The organism is Pseudomonas vranovensis, from assembly GCF_040438935.1.
In the GTDB taxonomy this organism is placed as follows: domain Bacteria; phylum Pseudomonadota; class Gammaproteobacteria; order Pseudomonadales; family Pseudomonadaceae; genus Aquipseudomonas; species Aquipseudomonas vranovensis.
In genome coordinates, this window is record NZ_CP159259.1 from 253,344 (window position 1) to 270,451 (window position 17,108).

The following is a 17,108-nucleotide window of genomic DNA, read 5'->3' on the forward strand; positions in this document are numbered from 1 at the left end:
GCTTTGGGAACTCTCTGTTCCCGGGTTGTTTCAGGCCAGGTGCAGGTGGTTGTCCCACAGTCCGGAGGGCAGTTGCAGGGGTTGGCCGATCAGTTCGGCCTTGCGGCAGTCATACAGTCGGCAGCGACCTTGGCCCGACGTGACGACAAAACCGTCGGCTACCGCGCCGACGCCGGCGCAGTCGGGCATTGGTGCATCGAGGCGCACCTGTGCGGTGTCCAGGTCCCAGATGAACAGGCGGTTGGCCCGTGGCGCGGTCAGGGCGACCAGGCGCAGTTCGCTGTGAATGGCGACGCTGGCGGTGTAATTGGCCATCGACTGCAACTGCTGTTCGGGCACATCAAAGGCCTGGAATGCTTGCCCCGGACGCTTGATCGCCAACAGCTCGGCGGTTTCATCGCCGCTGCCCATGAACTGCTGCCCGGCGACGATGGTGCCGTCGCTGGCAATGGCCAGGTGACGCACGCTGTTCATCTGCTGGGGCAGTATTTCCTTGCTCAGCAGGGTGCCATCGCGCTGCATCAGCACCAGGCTCGGTTCCATGGCGTCGAGATTCATCTCTACCCGGCTTTCGGCCTCGGTACGAATGCCGCCGTTGGCCACTACGAGGGTTTCGCCATCGGGCATCCACGACACCTGGTGCGGGCCGATGCCGTGGGTCGAGATCTCGCCGCTATAGGCCAGGCGCTCGCCGTCAAAACGGTAGACACCGAGCACGCCACGACCAGGGTCGGTCGTGTCGTTCTCGGTGGCGTACAGCCATTCGCCGCTCTTGTGGATGACCGCATGCCCGTAGAAGTGCCGGTTCGGCTGCGAGGTGATGGTCTGCAACAGGCGACCATCGCGCAGGTCGACCAGGTAGCTTTCGGTGCCGGGACGTCGGGCCACGAACAGGGCAATGGGCAACCCGGGGTGGTTGATGATGTCGTGGCAACGCTGGCCAACCTCGGTGGCGAACACCTGGGTGCCGTCCAGGCGATAGCCGACGGCGTAGTGCTTGCCATCGCCGTCATCGCGGGCCGAGAGCAGCAGCGGGCCGCTGTCCTTGCCGCGAAACAGGGTCCAGCCGCCCAGGGTGAGGGCGCTGAGGAGAACGCTACCGAGTTTGAGAGCCTGGCGTCGCAACATGATCAGTCACCGTCGTTGGCATTGAAGCCCAGCTGGATGCCCAGCGCCTTGGCCAGCTCGCCTTCATGCAGGCGGTGGACAACGTTGAGGCTGTCGTAGATCGCATTGAGCTGCTGGCGACCGGCTTCGTCCGCGAGCAGTTCGCCCAATGGCTTTTGGTTGTCGGCCAGCAACTTCAGGGCGCTGGCGTAGGCGGCGTCGATCTTGTCGGCCAGGGCCTTCTGGTCTTTGCCCAGCAGGCCACGCAGGCCCTGGTTGTCGACACCGACCCAGACGGTCTGTGCTGCTTTCAGGCTGGCTTCCAGGCTCTTGAGCGAGGAGTGGCTGCGCCAGGCTTCGGCCTGCAGCGGCTGCGGGATGCCTTTGCTCAGGCGGCCCATGGGGGCGCCGAGTTTTTTCTTCAGGGTATCCAGGGCGGTGACCTGGGCACGCAGCAGGTCGGCGATGGCTTCGTGTGAGTCGGCATAGCGCTGGTTGGGGAACTTGGTCATCTGCGCGAGCATGCCGTCGGTGTTGTTCCAGCCTTTGAGGATCTCTTCGGCCAGGGCCTTCTGGTGCTCGCCAATGGCGACCAGCAGCGGGCAGTAGCGGGCTTTCTGCTCGGCATTGGCAGCGTCGGGCTTGCTGTCGAAGAGGATGTATTCGTAGGCGGAGAGACCGCGCACCACGACACTGGACTTGGCCAGGGAGGCGGCATCGACCGGCTTGTCGCCATTGACCAGTTGCTCGACCTGACGGCCGACCAGGTTCTTCTTGTCTGGCCAGAACTGTACCTGCCAGGCGCGGTTGCCTTCAGCCAGCGGGCCGATCAACAACGGTTGCAGTTCTGCCCAGGCTTTTTGCGCGTGGAGGAAGTCGGCACGGGCGGTGGCAAGGTCAGCCTTGCCTTCACAGAATGCCAGGGCGCTGACGGCCAACTGGCGGTCGGCTTCGACCCAGCGGCTGTAGGTTGGCAGGATCACCTGCTTGGCGATGGCGGCCGAGGTCACAGCTTGCGGGTCTTGCGGCGAGCAGGCGCCCAGGGCAAGGGCGGCGAGGCTTGTGATCAACAGTTTGGGTCGGAACATGCCCGGCTCCTTTGACTTAAAGTGAATTCAGGAACGCCAGCAACGCGGCGCGTTGCTCGGCATTGAAGGTCAAGACATGCTGCTTGGCCGCTTCGGCTTCGCCGCCGTGCCAGAGCACGGCTTCGAGCAGGTTGCGGGCGCGGCCATCGTGAAGTAACTGGGTGTGACCGCTGACGGTCTGGGTCAGGCCGATACCCCACAAGGGGGGCGTACGCCAGTCCTGGCCGCCGGCCTTGAACTCGGTGCGGTTATCGGCAAGGCCTGGGCCCATGTCGTGCAACAGCAGGTCGCTGTAGGGACGAATCAACTGATTGGCCAGCTCCGGTTCGGCGGCATCGGCAGCGGTGGTGAAGCGTGGCGTGTGGCAGCTTTGGCAACCGGCCTGGTGGAACAGGTTCTTGCCGGCCAGCACCTGGGGCGAGTCGACGTCCTGGCGGTTCGGCACCGCCAGGTTGCGGGTGTAGAACAGCACCAGGCGCAGGATGTTTTCGCTGACTTCCTGATCGCCATTGGCTCCGTTGCCGCTGGGCGCATTGAGGCAGTCGAGCTGGGCCGGGGTGCAGTCGTCCATCGGCCGCAGGCGGGTGGTCAGGCCCATGTCGCCGGAGAACGCATGCACGTTCTGCTGGTTGACGTTGGGTTGCCCGGCCTTCCAGCCAAAGCGGCCCATGACGGTCTTGCCCTGGGCATCGTCCCATACCTGGTTGGGCAGGCCACGGATGCCATCGCCGTTGCGGTCATCGGGGTCGGCATTGGCCAACAGTGCAGCCTCGGGGATGGCTTCGAGCAGGCCCAGGCCGATCATCGGCGGGGCGACGCGGGCGGACAAACGCGTGTCGGGGTGCATTGGCCCATAACCCAGTTGGGTGATCTTCAGCGTGGGCTGGCGCAGTTCCACGATGGTGCCGTCCTTGAAGGTGACCGGCACCGGGGAATACTCGACCCGCACCTTGCCTTCGGGGACTACGCCGGGCACGGCCATGTCCTGGAACTGGCCGCCGTAGACCGGTTCGGGAACGATGCCCAGTTGTTCGATGACCTTGGCGTATTGGGGCTGGTCGGGAATCGACAGGCGCACCAGCATCGACACGGCGTGCTTGGCGTTGGGGCCAGGTGGGTGGCCGCGGCCGTCTTTGATGTGGCAGTTCTGGCAGGCGTTGGTGTTGAACAGTGGCCCCAGGCCGTCACGGGCGGTGGTGGTGGCGGGGGCGATGACCCAGGGGTTGCGAAAGAAGCTGTTGCCGACGCTGAAGTCCAGGCGTCGGCTGGGCGCGAGGTTGGCGGAAGGCATGGAATAAGCATTCTGGTCGCGTTTGTTGACCGTCGTCTTGCCGCCGCCCAGGGCTTCGCCGGGCTCGGCCTGGGTGAAACGCGGGGCGTCGTCGCAGCCTGCCAGGCTGATGGCCAGCAGCAGGGGACTTAGGCGGTGAAGCAACGAGGACATCGACAATCCTGGGGCTTGGGGTAAAAACCGGCGTGCAAGCTTAGCAGGCTAAGGGACATCGAATAAGAGGGATTTGCGTTTGGCAGATGAAATCGGTGTTATCTGGGGGCGTGCTGAAGGAGCGGGCTTGCCCCGCGATGAGCAATTCAGGCGATAGCGAATGTGTTGGCTTTACTGGCCATCGCGGGGCAAGCCCGCGCCTTCAGTTTGTTCTGCGCAGAAAAAAGGCGACCTGAAGGTCGCCTTTTTTGCCCAGCCGCAGTATCAGAACTCGTGATCAGCAGTATCCGGGTTCAGGTTGGCAATGCCCAGCTTGCCTGCAGCCTGCTCGATGGCACCGGTCTGCTTGACCAGCGAGGCGATGGCGTCGCGCACGATCTGGTTGCCGGCGGTGTTGTCGGCAGCGATCAGCTGGTCGTAGTGCTCACCCTTGTTGGCGTGATCGACGATGACCTGGATCTTCGCTTCAGTGGCTTCGAGGTCGGCCTTGAGGGTGGCGTCGGTGGCCGGGTCGATCTTGGCGACCAGTGACGACAGGCTCGGGCCGGTCATCTTGGTGCCGTCGGCGCGCAGGTACTCGCCCAGGTAGACGTTGCGGATGCCCTTGGCGTCGTAGAAGTGCGAGTAGTGGGTGTTGTCGCTGAAGCAGTCGTGTTCGTCTTCAGGGGAGTTGGCTTCCAGGGAAACCTTCATGCGCTCGCCCGCCAGTTCGCCCAGCGACAGGCTGCCCATGCCGAACAGCATTTTGCGCAGGCCGTCGGTGACAGGCTCGGCTTCGAGGGTGGCGCGGTAGTTGGTGGCGACGTTCGGCGCCCAGTTGCCGACCATTTCTTCAAGGTCGCTGACCAGCAGTTGGGTCACGGCCTTGAGGTAGGCGCGGCGGCGCTCGTTGTGGCCGCCAGTGGCGCCTTGGCCTTCCAGGTAGTCGGAGGCAGGACGGGCGCCGGCGCCTGGGCCGGTGCCGTTCAGGTCCTGGCCCCAGAGCAGGAATTCGATGGCGTGGTAGCCGGTGGCAACGTTGGCTTCGGAACCGCCCAGCTCGTTGAGGCTGGCGAGTTTCTCCGGGGTGATTTCCTTGACGTCGATCTTGTCTTCGCCAACCTGGATTTCTGTGTTGGCGATGATGTTGGCCGAAGCACCCGGGTTACCCAGGGCGTGCTCGTAGCTGGCGTCGACGTAGTCGATCAGGCCTTCGTCCAGCGGCCAGGCGTTCACTTGGCCTTCCCAGTCGTCGACGATGGTGTTGCCGAAGCGGAACACTTCGCTCTGCAGGTATGGAACGCGCGCAGCTACCCAGGCGGCCTTGGCGGCTTTCAGGGTTTCGTCGTTGGGTTTGGCGAGGAAGGCATCGATGGCGGTCTGCAGGGTTTTCGCGGTGCTCAACGAGTCGCTGTACACGGCGTGGACCATGTCGGCGTAGTGCTTGACCACGGCCTTGGCGGCGGCCTCGTCGACGGCACCAGCAGCCGGTGCCGCTGCGCTGGCGGCAGGCGCTTGGGCTTGCGGTGCGGCGGCCTTGTCCTTGTCGTCGCCGCAACCGGCGAGAGAGATGGCAATGGCCAACAGACTGGCGGTGGCCAGAGGCATACGAATCATGGTGAATTCCTGCGTCGAGAGGTTGGACACGCGTACCGGGGTACGCAAAGCTGCAACATAATGCGAAAGATTTGCATTTTGTGTAAAGGGGCAGTCACGTAAATATTCAAATGCGTGGTTATGCCCGTTTGCTCAATGCCGGTGGGGGTTACAGAATTGAAAGCTGGTTGCGTTGCGCCTGCTTGAGGAAGGCTGTCAGCTCCCGTGCGGGCAAGGGCTTGCTGTAGTGGTAGCCCTGACCTTCGTGGCAGCCCTGGGCAATGATGTAGGCTTCCTGCTCTGCGGTTTCCACGCCCTCGGCGATGACCTGCATGCCCAGGCTCTTGCCCAGCTGGATGATGGCGCGAACGATGGTGGCATCGTCGTCGTCATCGAGCAGGTCCTGGACGAAGCTCTTGTCGATCTTGATCTTGTCCAGCGGCAGCGATTTCAAATAGCTGAGCGAGGAGTAGCCGGTACCGAAGTCGTCGATGGCAATCAGGGCGCCGGAACGACGCAGGCTCAGCAGGTGCTGGGCGGCGGTGCTGATGTCTTCCATCAGGCCGGTCTCGGTGACTTCCAGCTCCAGGCTGCGCGGCGGCAGGCGGTAGATCTGCAGCAGGTTGTTGACCACCCGCGGTAGTTCATTGTGGTGCAGTTGCACTGTCGACAGATTGACCGCCATGCGCAATTCGCTGAAGCCCTGGTCGTGCCATTCGCGCAATTGCCGGCACGCCTGGTCGAGCACCCACTCACCAATGCTGATGATGTTGCCGTTCTGCTCGGCCAGGGGAATGAACTGGTCAGGCGGGACCATGCCCAATTCCGGATGTTGCCAGCGCAACAGGGCTTCGACGCCGACCACACGCTGGTCGCGGTAGCTTATTTGCGGTTGATACACCAGGTACAACTGGTTGCGTGGCAGGGCTTCGCGCAGGTCTTTTTCCAGTTCGCGACGGCGGCGCATCTCGCTGTCGACGCTGGCGATATAAAACTGGTAGCGATTGCGCGAGCGAGTCTTGGCCAGGGTCATGGTCTGTTCGGCTTTTTGCAGCAGCTTCTCGGTGCTGTCGCCGTCTTCGGGGAACAGGGTGATGCCGATGGTGGCGCGCAGGCGGATTTCCTGGTGGTCGAGGGCGAAGGGCGCCTCCAGGTCATCGAGGATGCTCTGGGCCAGTTCCGCCGCCTCGTAGGGTTGTTCGATATCGGCCTGCACCAGTGCAAACTGATCGCCACCCAGGCGCGCCAGGGCGCCGAGCCTGCCACTGTGGGCACGCAGGCGATCGGCCAGGGCCAGCAGCAATTGGTCACCGGTCTGATAGCTGAATTGCTCGTTGATGCCCTTGAAGTCGTCAAGGCCGACACACAGTACGGCCACCCGGCGCTGCAGGCGGCCGGCATCGACCAGGATCTTGTCCAGTTGCTGTTGCAGTTGCTGGCGATTGGGCAGGCCGGTGAGAAAGTCGTACTGGGCCATGCGCAGCAGGCTGTTCTCGGCCTCATGGCGCAGATGGGTGTTGCGCTCGATGGAGGCCAGCAACTGGTTGGCCGTGTTGACCCATAGCCCCAGTTCGTTGCGTTCGTGGCCCTTGATCAGCGGAATCTGGTGCTGGCTGGGGCGGTCGGGGTTGATCTGGGTGAGGTGCTCGATGATCTTCGACAGCGGTTTGGTCAGCATCCAGTGGTAGACCAGGTACAGCACCAGGCCCATGGCCAAGGCGCGCAGTACCCCGGAAATGAAGATGATCACCGAGTTGACCAGAAACCCTTTGCCGTAGCTGGCAGTGTCCAGGGTGATGCTCAGGTCGCCGTAGTATTCGCTATAGGGGCCGCGGCCCACCAGTTGCGTGGTAAAGGTGCGTTCCTGGCCCAGGATCAGGTCGGTCAGCCAGCGAGTCGGGGATTCCTGCAGCGGACGGTTTTTCTCCGCCAGCATGGTTTCATTGGGATGGCCGATGGAGGCCATGCGCACCGACTCATCCTGAAACAACCCTTCCATGACCTGCATGCCCATTTCCTTGTCCAGGCTGTAGACGGCCTGGGTGGAGGGGTCGCGGAACATGTCGAGGATTCGCTGGGCGTCGTTGGCCACTGCCTGACGAGTCTTGTAGGCATCGAAGACGATCTGCGCACAACTGAGGACGACACCGACCACCAGTGCCGAGAGCAGTACAACCCTGAGCAACTTGACCGATAAGCTGTTCTTGAGTTCCAGCTTCAATGGGGTTTCCTTAATCCATGCGCGCGGCATCATTTTGCCATCAATCTTGGCAATCCACTATCAGCCGTTGGCAGAGCCCGACCCCCTTCCGGCGTCGATGTCCTGTCACCTCTGTATCGGTTCCCGACCTTGCGACTTTAATTGCGGGAATTATCCTTCCCAACGTTTGATGTTAGCGCGGTATCCGCCTGGAGCAAGAACCTCAGGGGTTGGGGCAGGCGAAAAAAAACCCGGACTGGCCGGGTTTTTTATCACTGGTTTCGCTTAGGCAGTGAAGGTCTTGCCTTCGAACTGCTCAGCGACGAACGTCCAGTTGACCAGGTTCCAGAATGCCTCGACATACTTTGGACGCAGGTTGCGGTAGTCGATGTAGTAGGCGTGCTCCCAGACGTCGCAGGTCAGCAGTGGGGTGTCGCCGCTGGTCAGCGGGCAACCGGCACCGATGGTGCTGGCCAGGGCCAGGGAACCGTCAGCCTTCTTCACCAGCCAGCCCCAGCCGGAACCGAAGGTGCCGACGGAAGTCTTGGTGAACTCTTCCTTGAACTTGTCGAAAGAACCGAACGCAGCGTTGATGGCTTCAGCCAGGGCGCCGGTTGGTTGGCCGCCGGCGTTAGGGGCCAGGCAGTTCCAGTAGAAGGTGTGGTTCCAGACTTGAGCGGCGTTGTTGAAGATACCGCCCGAGGAGGTCTTGACGATCTCTTCCAGGGTCTTGCCTTCGAACTCGGTGCCTGGCACCAGGTTGTTCAGGTTCACGACATAGGTGTTGTGGTGCTTGTCGTGGTGGTATTCCAGGGTTTCCTTGGAAATATGCGGCTGCAGGGCGTCGTGTGCGTAAGGCAGCGGCGGCAATTCAAAAGCCATGGTGATTCTCCTAATCAGGTCTGTTGCGGTGAGCGCAAGGCCGATCACGGGCGGCCGGAGTGCGTCGGGGAGTTTTTACTCTTTGCGACGCAAGGGCAGGATCATAGCACCGGGCCCTGGGCATAACCACGCAACAAGTGTACGGGAAAGAGGTTCCAGAGCCTTCGCCACCGCCAGACGAGTGGTGTTCAGGTGAGGATCAACTGGGCCGCCACGGCGAACATCATCACCGCCACCATCAGGTCGAGCAGGCGCCAGGTGCCGGGACGTGCCAACCAGGGGGCCAGCCAGGCCGCGCCCAGCGCCAGGGTGAAGAACCACAGCAGCGAGGCACTGGCAGCGCCGGCCACATAGGCACCCGGCACAGCCTGCTGGGCACCCAGCGAGCCGATCAGCAGGACGGTGTCGAGGTATACGTGCGGGTTGAGCAAGGTAACCGCCAGAGCGCTGAGCAGCACGGCCCGGCGCGAGCGCAGGCCCTGGCCTTCCGTCTGTTGCAGGCTCTGGGTCGAGCAGGCGCGCAGCAGCGCCTTGCTGCCGTACCAGATCAGGAACACAGCGCCCCCCCAACGGGCCACGGCCAGCAAGGTCGGGTTCTGGGCCAGTACCGTGGCCAGGCCGAACACCCCGGCAGCGACCAGAAGGGCGTCGCAGAACACGCACAGGGCGGCCACCGGCAGGTGATGTTCACGGCGCAGGCTCTGGGCCAGGACGAAAGCGTTCTGGGTGCCGATTGCCATGATCAGGCCGAAGGCGACCAGCAGGCCGTTCAGGTAGCTTTGCCACATAGGGGACACTCCGCAGGCGCCAGCAGGACGCGGCGCTTAAAACCAAAGAAGATGCTGGCCATTCTGGGGGCTGGATCTGTATAAGAAAAACAAATAAAGCTGATCCGGCATTAGGAAAAATAATGTTCGATTACAAACTGCTTTCAGCGCTCGCCGCGGTCATCGAACAGGCGGGATTCGAGCGTGCCGCCCAGGTGTTGGGGCTGTCGCAGTCGGCGATTTCCCAGCGCATCAAATTGCTCGAAGCGCGGGTTGGGCAACCGGTGCTGATACGGGCCAACCCGCCCAGCCCTACTGATGTCGGGCGTCAGTTGCTAAACCATGTGCAGCAAGTGCGCCTGCTCGAGCGCGACCTGCAAAGCCAGGTGCCGGCGCTGAACGAGGAGGGCATGCCCGAACGCCTGCGCATCGCCCTGAACGCCGACAGTCTGGCGACCTGGTGGGCCGGCGCGGTGGGTGCCTTTTGTGCCGAGCAACAGGTGCTGCTGGACTTGGTGGTAGAGGACCAGGAAGTAGGACTCAAGCGCATGCGTGCCGGTGAAGTGGCGGCGTGCCTGTGTGGCAGTGAACGGCCGGTGGCGGGGGCACGCAGCTTGCCGTTGGGGGCAATGCGTTACCGGGCTCTGGCCAGCCCGGCGTTCATGGCCCGCTACTTCCCGCAGGGGTTTTATGCTGCACGACTGACGCGCACGCCGGCGCTGGTGTTCGGCCCGGATGATTTCCTGCAGCACCGCTACCTGGCGACCCTGGGCATCCAGGATGGCTTCCTGCACCACCTGTGCCCGTCGTCCGAGGGGTTCTTGCGCATGACCGAAGCGGGTCTTGGCTGGGGGCTGGTGCCGGAGTTGCAGGTGCGGGAGCAACTGACCAGTGGCCGCCTGGTAGAAATTTCGGCGGATAAACCCATCGATGTGCCGTTGTACTGGCATCATTGGCGCAATGGCGGGCAACTGCTCGCGCAACTGACCGAACATCTGTGCCACACGGCGCGGCAATGGCTGGTGCCCTTGTAGGCGTTGGCGGCGTCAGCAGCATCTGAAATCTGGTAAGGCGGAGTGGTACATGCGAATTCTGGTCACCGGCGCAAGCGGCTTCATTGGCGGGCGCTTTGCGCGTTTTGCCCTGGAGCAGGGCCTTGAGGTTCGGGTCAATGGCCGGCGTGCCGAAGGCGTCGAGCACCTGGTGCGGCGCGGGGCACAGTTTACTCCGGGGGACCTGGGCGATCCGGAACTGGCCCGGCGTGTGTGCCAGGGCGTCGATGCGGTAGTGCATTGCGCGGGCGCGGTGGGCAACTGGGGGCGCTACCAGGATTTTTACCAAGGCAATGTAGTGGTCACCGAGAACGTGGTCGAGGCCTGCCTGAAAGAGCATGTGCGCCGCCTGGTCCACCTGTCGTCGCCTTCGATCTACTTCAACGGTCGCTCGCAACGGGACATTCGCGAAGATCAGGTGCCACGACGCTTTCATGATCACTACGGGGCCACCAAGTACCTGGCCGAGCAGAAAGTCTTCGGTGCCCAGGAGTTCGGCCTTGAAGTGCTGGCCTTGCGCCCGCGCTTTGTTACCGGCGCCGGGGATGTGAGCATCTTCCCGCGCTTGCTGCAGATGCAGCGCAAGCGTCGCCTGTCCATCATCGGCAACGGCCTGAACAAGGTCGATTTCACCAGCGTGCAGAACCTCAACGAAGCGCTGCTCAGCGCACTGTTCGCCGACGAAGAAGCCTTGGGTCAGGCCTACAACATCAGCAACGGTCATCCGCTGCCGGTGTGGGATGTTGTCAACTATGTGATGCGCCAGATGCAGTTGCCACAGGTCACGCGCTACCGCTCCTATGGCCTGGCCTACAGCCTGGCGGCCCTGAACGAAGGCGCCTGCATGCTCTGGCCCGGGCGCCCGCAGCCGACCTTGTCGCGCCTGGGTATGCAGGTCATGAGCAAGGACTTCACCCTCGATATCAGCCGCGCCCGGCATCTGTTGAACTATCGACCGACGGTCAGCCTGTGGTCGGCGCTGGACGAGTTCTGTGGCTGGTGGAAGGCCCAGGATTCGCAGCACTGAACCCAGGCGTTGGTTTGCGGTCGATCAGAGCGCCGCATAAGCGGTTTATACTAGTGCCCATTTGCTACTACGGCGGTTGAAGGCTCTCATGCGTAACGATCTTCAAGACGATTTCGACAATGTCCCGAGCCTGCGGGCCGGTACGCGGGATGACGATGATTTTGAGCCGCTGCCGATGGACCGAGGTGTCGTTGCAGGCGCTGGGCGAAAAACGGCCCGGGCGCCCAGCACCGGGCCGTTGTGGGCGTTGCTTGGCGCGTCGTTCATCGCCCTGGCGGGCCTTGGCTGGTGGAGTTTCCAGCAGGTCTCGCTGATGGAGCAGCAATTGGTCGCTACTCAGGAAAGTTTTGCCCGTATCAGCGAAGAGGCAGCCGGTCGCTTGCAGGCGATCAGCGGCAAGGTCGAGGCCAGTGAGACCAGCGTCAACAGCGGCAGTGAAGCCCTGAAGCTGCAGATCAAGCAGCTGCAGGCCAGCCTTGCCGAGCAAGGCAAGCAGCAGCAGGGCGTGGCCGGGCAGGCAGGGGATCTGGGCAAGCGCCTGGAGCAGGTGTTGGCCCAGGCCAGTGAGCAGCAGGCGGCCAATGCCAAGTTGCAGACTGAATTGCAAGCTCAGTTGAAGTCGGTGAATGCGGAGCTGGCGGCGTTGAAGGCGGCCCAGGTTGACGGCGGCAAACTCGATGGCCAGCTCAAGAGCCTGAGCGCCGATGTGGCGAATCTGAAGAAGCAGGGCAATCCGAGTGCGGCCATCGAGCGCTTGGAGCAGGATCTGCTGGTGCTCAAGAGCGAGCAGGAGAATCGCCCGGCGCCGACGGCAAGTGGTGCGTCGGTGGCCGAGTTCGATGCGTTTCGGGCGCAGATGACGCGGACCATCAATACGCTGCAGAGCCAGGTGCAGAACCTGCAGCGGCAGATCAATGCCCGTCCTTGACGCGTAAGCGCAACTGACTTGATCCACGAGCGCTGCGCGGTCGATCGCAGGCTACCGCCAGCGGCTACACGCAGCCGAGGAACGAGGCTGCGATCGGCCGCAAAGCGGCCCTAGGCGATACCTTGCCTTGTCCCGCGGTGCGGTTTTACATCCGCGGATAGTCGATGTAACCGACCGGCCCCTTGGCGTAGAAGGTCTCTGGGTGCGCTTCGTTCAGTGGTGCATCCGCCGCCAATCGGGCCGGCAGGTCGGGGTTGGCGATAAACGGCACGCCGAAAGCCACCGCATCGGCCCGGCCGCTGGCCAACGAGGCATTGGCGCTGGCCTTGGTGAAGCGCTCGTTGACGATGTAGGGGCCGCCGAAGGCTTCCTTGATCAATGGGCCGATGCTGTCATCGGCTTCCTTCTCTCGTGAGCAGATGAAGGCAATGCCGCGCTTGCCCAGTTCACGGGCCACATAGGTGAAGGTTTCGGCACGGTTGGCATCGCCCATGTCATGGGAGTCGGCTCGAGGCGCCAGGTGTACACCGACACGCTGTGCGCCCCACACGTCGATCACCGCGTCCGTCACTTCCAACAGCAGCCGTGCGCGGTTTTCCAGCGAGCCACCGTACAGGTCCGTGCGCTGATTGGTGCTGCTCTGCAGGAACTGGTCAAGCAGGTAGCCGTTGGCAGCATGCACTTCGACTCCGTCGAAACCGGCGGCCTTGGCGTTCTCGGCACCGGTGCGGTAGGCCTCGACGATGTCGGCGATCTCTGCGGTTTCCAGCGCGCGTGGCGTCGGGTAGTCGGCCAGCGGACGCACCAGGCTGACATGTCCCTTGGGCTGGATGGCACTGGGGGCAACCGGGGTTTCGCCGTCGAGGTAGATCGGGTGGGAAATGCGCCCCACATGCCACAACTGCAGGAAGATCCGTCCGCCAGCGCCATGCACCGACTTGGTCACGTTGGTCCAGCCGCGCACCTGGTCGTTGGACCAGATGCCGGGGGTGTCGGGGTAGCCAACGCCCATGGGAGTCACGGAGGTGGCTTCGCTGAGGATCAGGCCGGCACTGGCGCGCTGTACGTAGTACTCGGCCATAAGGGCGTTGGGCACGCGGCCTTCGTCTGCGCGGCAACGGGTCAGCGGCGCCATGATGATGCGGTTCGGCAGTTCGAGGTCGCCGAGGGTGATCGGATCGAAAATAGTCGTCATATATACCTCTGGGCTTGTCAGTGAGAAGCAGGGGCCAGTTCGGCGTTTTTGCCGCCCTGGCTGAAGGTGATCAGGGTGACGATCAGGGCCAGTACGGCCAGTGCTGCGGCGGCCAGGGGCACGCGGGTCAGGCCCAGGCCCTGGGCGATGACGGTGCCGCCGACCCACGCACCCAGGGCGTTGCCCAGGTTGAAGGCGCCAATGTTCAGGGTCGATACCAGGTTGGGTGCCGCCTTGCCGAAGGTCACCACGTTGACTTGTAGCGCCGGTACGGCGGCGAAGGCAGCGGTGGCCCAGAGGAACAGGGTTATTTCGGCCGGGATCAGGGCTGCGCTGGTCCAGCTCAGCGCGGTAGACACCACGGCCATGCTGATGAACACACCGATCAGGGTCGCACTCAGGCGCCGGTCTGCCAGCTTGCCGCCGACGATGTTGCCCAGGGTCAGGCCCAGGCCGATCAGCAGCAGGGTCCAGGTCACGCCCTGGGGCGATACGCCGGTGACGTCGCCCAGCAGCGGTGCCACGTAGGTGAACAGGGCAAACATCGAGGCCGAGAACAGCACGGTCATCGACAGCGACAGCCAGATGCCCGCGCCCTTGAGGGCGGCCAGCTCTGCGCGCATGTCGAGTTTTTCCTCGTCATGGCGAAACGGCAGGAAGCGGATCAGGCCGATCAAGGCAATCACGCCGATCACGGTGACTGCCCAGAAGGTCGAGCGCCAGCCGTACAGCTGGCCCAGGGCGGTCCCCAGCGGTACACCCAGTACGTTGGCCAGGGTCAGGCCGGTGAACATCAGGGCTACGGCCGAGGCACGGCGATTGGCCGGCACCAGGCTGGCGGCAACCACCGAGCCGATGCCGAAGAAGGCGCCGTGGCACAAGGCCGTGACCACCCGGGCGAACATCAGCAGGTTGTAGTCGGCGGCCACCGCGCACAGCAGGTTGCCGACGATGAACACCCCCATCAGAGCGATCAGGGCCGCCTTGCGGGGCAGGCGCGAAGTCGCCAGGGCCATGAACGGTGCGCCAATGGCCACGCCCAGGGCGTAGCCTGTGACCAGCCAGCCGGCGCCCGGGATCGACACACCAAGGTCCGCCGCCACATCGGGCAGCAGGCCCATGATGACGAATTCGGTGGTGCCGATGGCGAAGGCGCTGAGCGCCAGGATCAGTAGTGAAAGGGGCATTGCAAGGTCCTTGTCAGAGCTCTTGGCTCATCTGCTTGAGGAAGGCCTGGATGGTTTCCTCGTTGCGTTTGAAAAAGTGCCACTGTCCGATCTTCTGGCTACTGATCAGCCCCGCACGCTGCAAGGTCGCCAGGTGGGCCGAGACCGTCGACTGCGACAGGCCGCAGCGTTGGTCGATCTGCCCGGCACACACACCGTGTTCGGTACTGTGGTGCTGGTCGGGGAACTGTGCGTCAGGGTCTTTCAGCCAGTTGAGGATTTCTCGCCGTACTGGGTGGGCCAGGGCTTTTATTATTTCGTCGAGATCGAGAGGCATGGTTGGGCTCATGGTTGTGTAGCGGTATATCGCGATGGAGCGAAATATAAATCGGTATTTCGCGATATACAAATATGAAGAGGTTCTGAGCTCAGCGTAAATCGCTATATCGGGTTATAACGATATGAAATGGACAAGTGCTAGACTGCGCCCATGAACTACCTCGCACACCTTCATCTGGGCGGCCAACAACCCGAGCAATTGCTCGGCAGCCTCTATGGCGACTTCGTCAAAGGGCCCCTGGACGGTCGCTTCCCCCTGCCGCTGGAGGCCGCGATTCGCCTGCACCGGCAAATCGACGTCTTTACCGACAGCCACCCCCTGGTGCTCGGCGCGCTGGCGCGATTTCCGCGCGAGCGGCGGCGCTTTGCCGGGATCATGCTCGATGTGTTCTTTGATCACTGCCTGGCCCTGCACTGGCCGGACTATGCCGAACAGCCCCTGGAGCAGTTCACCGGGCGGGTGTACCAGGTACTGGCGGCGCAACCGGAGCTGCCGGGGCGGCTGGCACAGATAGCGCCTTACATGGCGGCTGATGACTGGCTGGGCTCGTACCGTGAGTTCGCGGTGCTGGAGCAGGTATTTCGCGGTATCGCCCGCCGGTTGTCGAAACCTGAGGGGATGGACGGAGCAATGGAGTTGGTCGACGCGCTTTATGAACCGCTGAGCGACGATTTCCGGGCGTTCTACCCCGAGCTGCAGACCTTCGCCGGGAAGGCCCTGGCTCGCGTCTAGGTTCAGGCGGCCTTCGCCCGGCGCTGTGTCTGGAAGGCAGGCTCTTGAACACCGAACAGCGCCACCTGGATCGCCTGCTGGGCCTTGAATGCCAGGGCAGCGCGCTCTTCGCCAGCGCTCTGGATAGGCCTCAGTAGCTGGATTTCCACCTCCCCGCAGTCGTTGGCAAACAGGCGCATCAGGTGCGAGAGCAAATCGTCGTCGCCAATGAACGGGGCAATCGGGTCGGCCTGGCCATTACGCAGGTAACGCAGGGCCACCGGTTGCAGGGCTACTTCGGTGTCGATGGCGCTGGCCAGCAGGCGACCGTGGAAGGTGCGCAGGCTGCGGCCATCGGTGGTGGTGCCCTCGGGGAAGATCAGCAAGGCGCAGGCCTGTTGCAGGTGCTGGCTGATCTGTTTGCGCAGCAGTTGGCTGTCGTTGCCGCCGCGGCGGATGAACAGGGTGCCGGCCTTGTGCGCGAGCCAGCCGGCAACCGGCCAGTTGCGCACTTCGGCCTTGGACAGGAACGACAGCGGGGCAAGCATGCCCAGCAGCGGAATGTCGGTCCAGGACACATGGTTGCTGACCCACAGCATCGGCTGTTGTGGCAGGGGGCCGATCACCCGGACCTTGAAGGGCAGGGCATTGCTCAGCCTGGTCATGAACAGCTGCGACCAGCGCTGGCGCCGCTCGGTCGAGGCCGGGATGCGCAGGCGTTCATAGAGGGTGAACAGCGCGGCCATGCCCAGCCCGAACAGCACTACCAGCAAGACCCGGAGCACGCGCGCCATGACGCGCAGGCGCGGCATCAGACTGCCGCCTTGAAGTGGCGGGCATAGCGCGGGCAGAGCTCGTCCCGTTTGAGCAGAATGAACACATCGGCGACCTGGAAGTCCTCGTCCCAGCACGGCTCGCCGCAGATCTTCGCGCCCAGGCGCATGTAGGCCTTGAGCAGCGGCGGCATTTCGGCGATGACGTTGCCGGGCAGGGCCAGGCTGGGTAGCGGATTGCGGGGTTCGGCGCGCAGGTGCTCGGTACACAGGTAGCGTTCGCGCAGGCGTTGCATGATCGCATGGGCTTGTATACCGCCGTCCTGCATGGGGATGCTGGCGCAGCCCATCAGGTAGCTGTAGCGGCCTTCATTGAGCACTTCGGCAAGTTCGGCCCAGAGCACGGCGATGGTGCCACCATTGCGGTAGGCCGGGTCGACACAGGTGCGGCCCAGCTCCAGTATCGGGCCTTGCAGGTGGCCGAGGCCGTGCAGGCTGAACTCTTCTTCGCTGTAGAAGCGGCCCAGGCTGCTGGCAGCCTGGTGGTCGAGCAGGCGCGTGGTGGCCACCAGGCGGCCGTTGTTGAGGTCACGCACACCGATGTGACGGCAATGAATGTCGTAGTCATCCATGTCCAGGCCCTGTTCGGCACCCTTGAGTTTGGCCTTGAATTCACTGCTGAATACACTGAAGCGCAGGGCTTGTGCTTCCTGCAGGGCTGCAGGGCCTACCAGGCGTTCGGCTTGCAGACGGCGTTCAGTGCTGTTGTCGCCAGAGCGAGCGATCTGAGTCATTGCGAGTCTCCATAAGCCAGCCATGGGGTTGCGGCCGGTCGACTTTGTTGTGCAAGCTC

16 protein-coding genes are annotated in these 17,108 nt (G+C 63.2%); 4 read left to right on the plus strand and 12 right to left on the minus strand.

The features are described from left to right. Positions 1-30: 30 nt before the first annotated feature. The 7 genes from ABVN19_RS01225 to ABVN19_RS01255 form a co-directional block, all read right to left on the minus strand. Entirely contained in the window at positions 31-1,128 is a 1,098-nt protein-coding gene (locus tag ABVN19_RS01225) for a DUF1513 domain-containing protein (RefSeq protein ID WP_028943323.1), read from the minus strand. Between the two features lie 2 nt (positions 1,129-1,130). Further along, complete coding sequence (locus ABVN19_RS01230; protein ID WP_105641925.1) at positions 1,131-2,195, minus strand: imelysin family protein; 1,065 nt, start codon at positions 2,193-2,195, stop codon at positions 1,131-1,133. A gap of 16 nt (positions 2,196-2,211) precedes the next feature. Then, a complete protein-coding gene (locus tag ABVN19_RS01235) occupies positions 2,212-3,639 on the minus strand; it encodes a di-heme oxidoredictase family protein (protein ID WP_353632782.1) in 1,428 nt (475 codons plus the stop codon). A 264-nt stretch (positions 3,640-3,903) separates the two neighbouring features. Then, on the minus strand, positions 3,904-5,235 hold the full coding sequence (locus ABVN19_RS01240) for an imelysin family protein (protein ID WP_028943326.1): 1,332 nt from the start codon (positions 5,233-5,235) through the stop codon (positions 3,904-3,906). Positions 5,236-5,383: 148 nt separating this feature from the next. Continuing rightward, positions 5,384-7,435: a bifunctional diguanylate cyclase/phosphodiesterase gene (locus ABVN19_RS01245; protein ID WP_028943327.1), complete on the minus strand. Its 2,052-nt coding sequence runs from the start codon at positions 7,433-7,435 to the stop codon at positions 5,384-5,386. Positions 7,436-7,699: 264 nt separating this feature from the next. Then, positions 7,700-8,296 carry a Fe-Mn family superoxide dismutase gene (locus tag ABVN19_RS01250; protein WP_028943328.1) on the minus strand — a complete coding sequence of 199 codons (597 nt, stop codon included), beginning with the start codon at positions 8,294-8,296 and terminating at the stop codon, positions 7,700-7,702. Between the two features lie 188 nt (positions 8,297-8,484). After that, positions 8,485-9,084, minus strand: a complete 600-nt coding sequence (locus ABVN19_RS01255) for a LysE/ArgO family amino acid transporter (RefSeq protein ID WP_028943329.1) — start codon at positions 9,082-9,084, stop codon at positions 8,485-8,487. 122 nt (positions 9,085-9,206) lie between these two features. Between ABVN19_RS01255 and ABVN19_RS01260 the strand changes: the two genes are divergently transcribed. The 3 genes from ABVN19_RS01260 (at position 9,207) to ABVN19_RS01270 (ending at position 12,070) form a co-directional block, all read left to right on the plus strand. Next, on the plus strand, positions 9,207-10,097 hold the full coding sequence (locus ABVN19_RS01260; RefSeq protein WP_105641927.1) for a LysR family transcriptional regulator ArgP: 891 nt from the start codon (positions 9,207-9,209) through the stop codon (positions 10,095-10,097). A gap of 49 nt (positions 10,098-10,146) precedes the next feature. After that, complete coding sequence (locus ABVN19_RS01265; RefSeq protein ID WP_105641928.1) at positions 10,147-11,142, plus strand: NAD(P)-dependent oxidoreductase; 996 nt, start codon at positions 10,147-10,149, stop codon at positions 11,140-11,142. Positions 11,143-11,230: 88 nt separating this feature from the next. Next, positions 11,231-12,070 (plus strand): ATPase, encoded by an 840-nt coding sequence (locus tag ABVN19_RS01270; RefSeq protein ID WP_105641929.1) that lies wholly within the window; start codon positions 11,231-11,233, stop codon positions 12,068-12,070. 145 nt (positions 12,071-12,215) lie between these two features. Here the strand turns inward: ABVN19_RS01270 and ABVN19_RS01275 are convergent, their stop codons facing one another. From ABVN19_RS01275 to ABVN19_RS01285, 3 genes are read right to left on the minus strand one after another with little or no spacing between them, the layout of a single operon-like run. Further along, positions 12,216-13,265, minus strand: a complete 1,050-nt coding sequence (locus ABVN19_RS01275) for an alkene reductase (protein ID WP_028943333.1) — start codon at positions 13,263-13,265, stop codon at positions 12,216-12,218. 17 nt (positions 13,266-13,282) lie between these two features. Continuing rightward, positions 13,283-14,452, minus strand: coding sequence for an MFS transporter (locus ABVN19_RS01280; protein ID WP_028943334.1), 1,170 nt, complete (start codon positions 14,450-14,452; stop codon positions 13,283-13,285). 13 nt (positions 14,453-14,465) lie between these two features. Then, entirely contained in the window at positions 14,466-14,768 is a 303-nt protein-coding gene (locus tag ABVN19_RS01285) for a helix-turn-helix transcriptional regulator (RefSeq protein ID WP_028943335.1), read from the minus strand. Positions 14,769-14,921: 153 nt separating this feature from the next. On the opposite strand from ABVN19_RS01285, the gene ABVN19_RS01290 reads away from it, so the two are divergent. Continuing rightward, positions 14,922-15,503: an ACP phosphodiesterase gene (locus tag ABVN19_RS01290; protein WP_028943336.1), complete on the plus strand. Its 582-nt coding sequence runs from the start codon at positions 14,922-14,924 to the stop codon at positions 15,501-15,503. 2 nt (positions 15,504-15,505) lie between these two features. Here the strand turns inward: ABVN19_RS01290 and ABVN19_RS01295 are convergent, their stop codons facing one another. Next, the gene (locus tag ABVN19_RS01295) at positions 15,506-16,294 is read right to left on the minus strand and encodes a lysophospholipid acyltransferase family protein (RefSeq protein WP_028943337.1); all 789 of its coding nucleotides are present in this window, start codon (positions 16,292-16,294) and stop codon (positions 15,506-15,508) included. Next, complete coding sequence (gene olsB, locus ABVN19_RS01300) at positions 16,294-17,049, minus strand: L-ornithine N(alpha)-acyltransferase (RefSeq protein ID WP_028943338.1); 756 nt, start codon at positions 17,047-17,049, stop codon at positions 16,294-16,296. The genes ABVN19_RS01295 and olsB overlap by 1 nt, the downstream gene beginning before the upstream one ends. Positions 17,050-17,108: the final 59 nt, after the last annotated feature.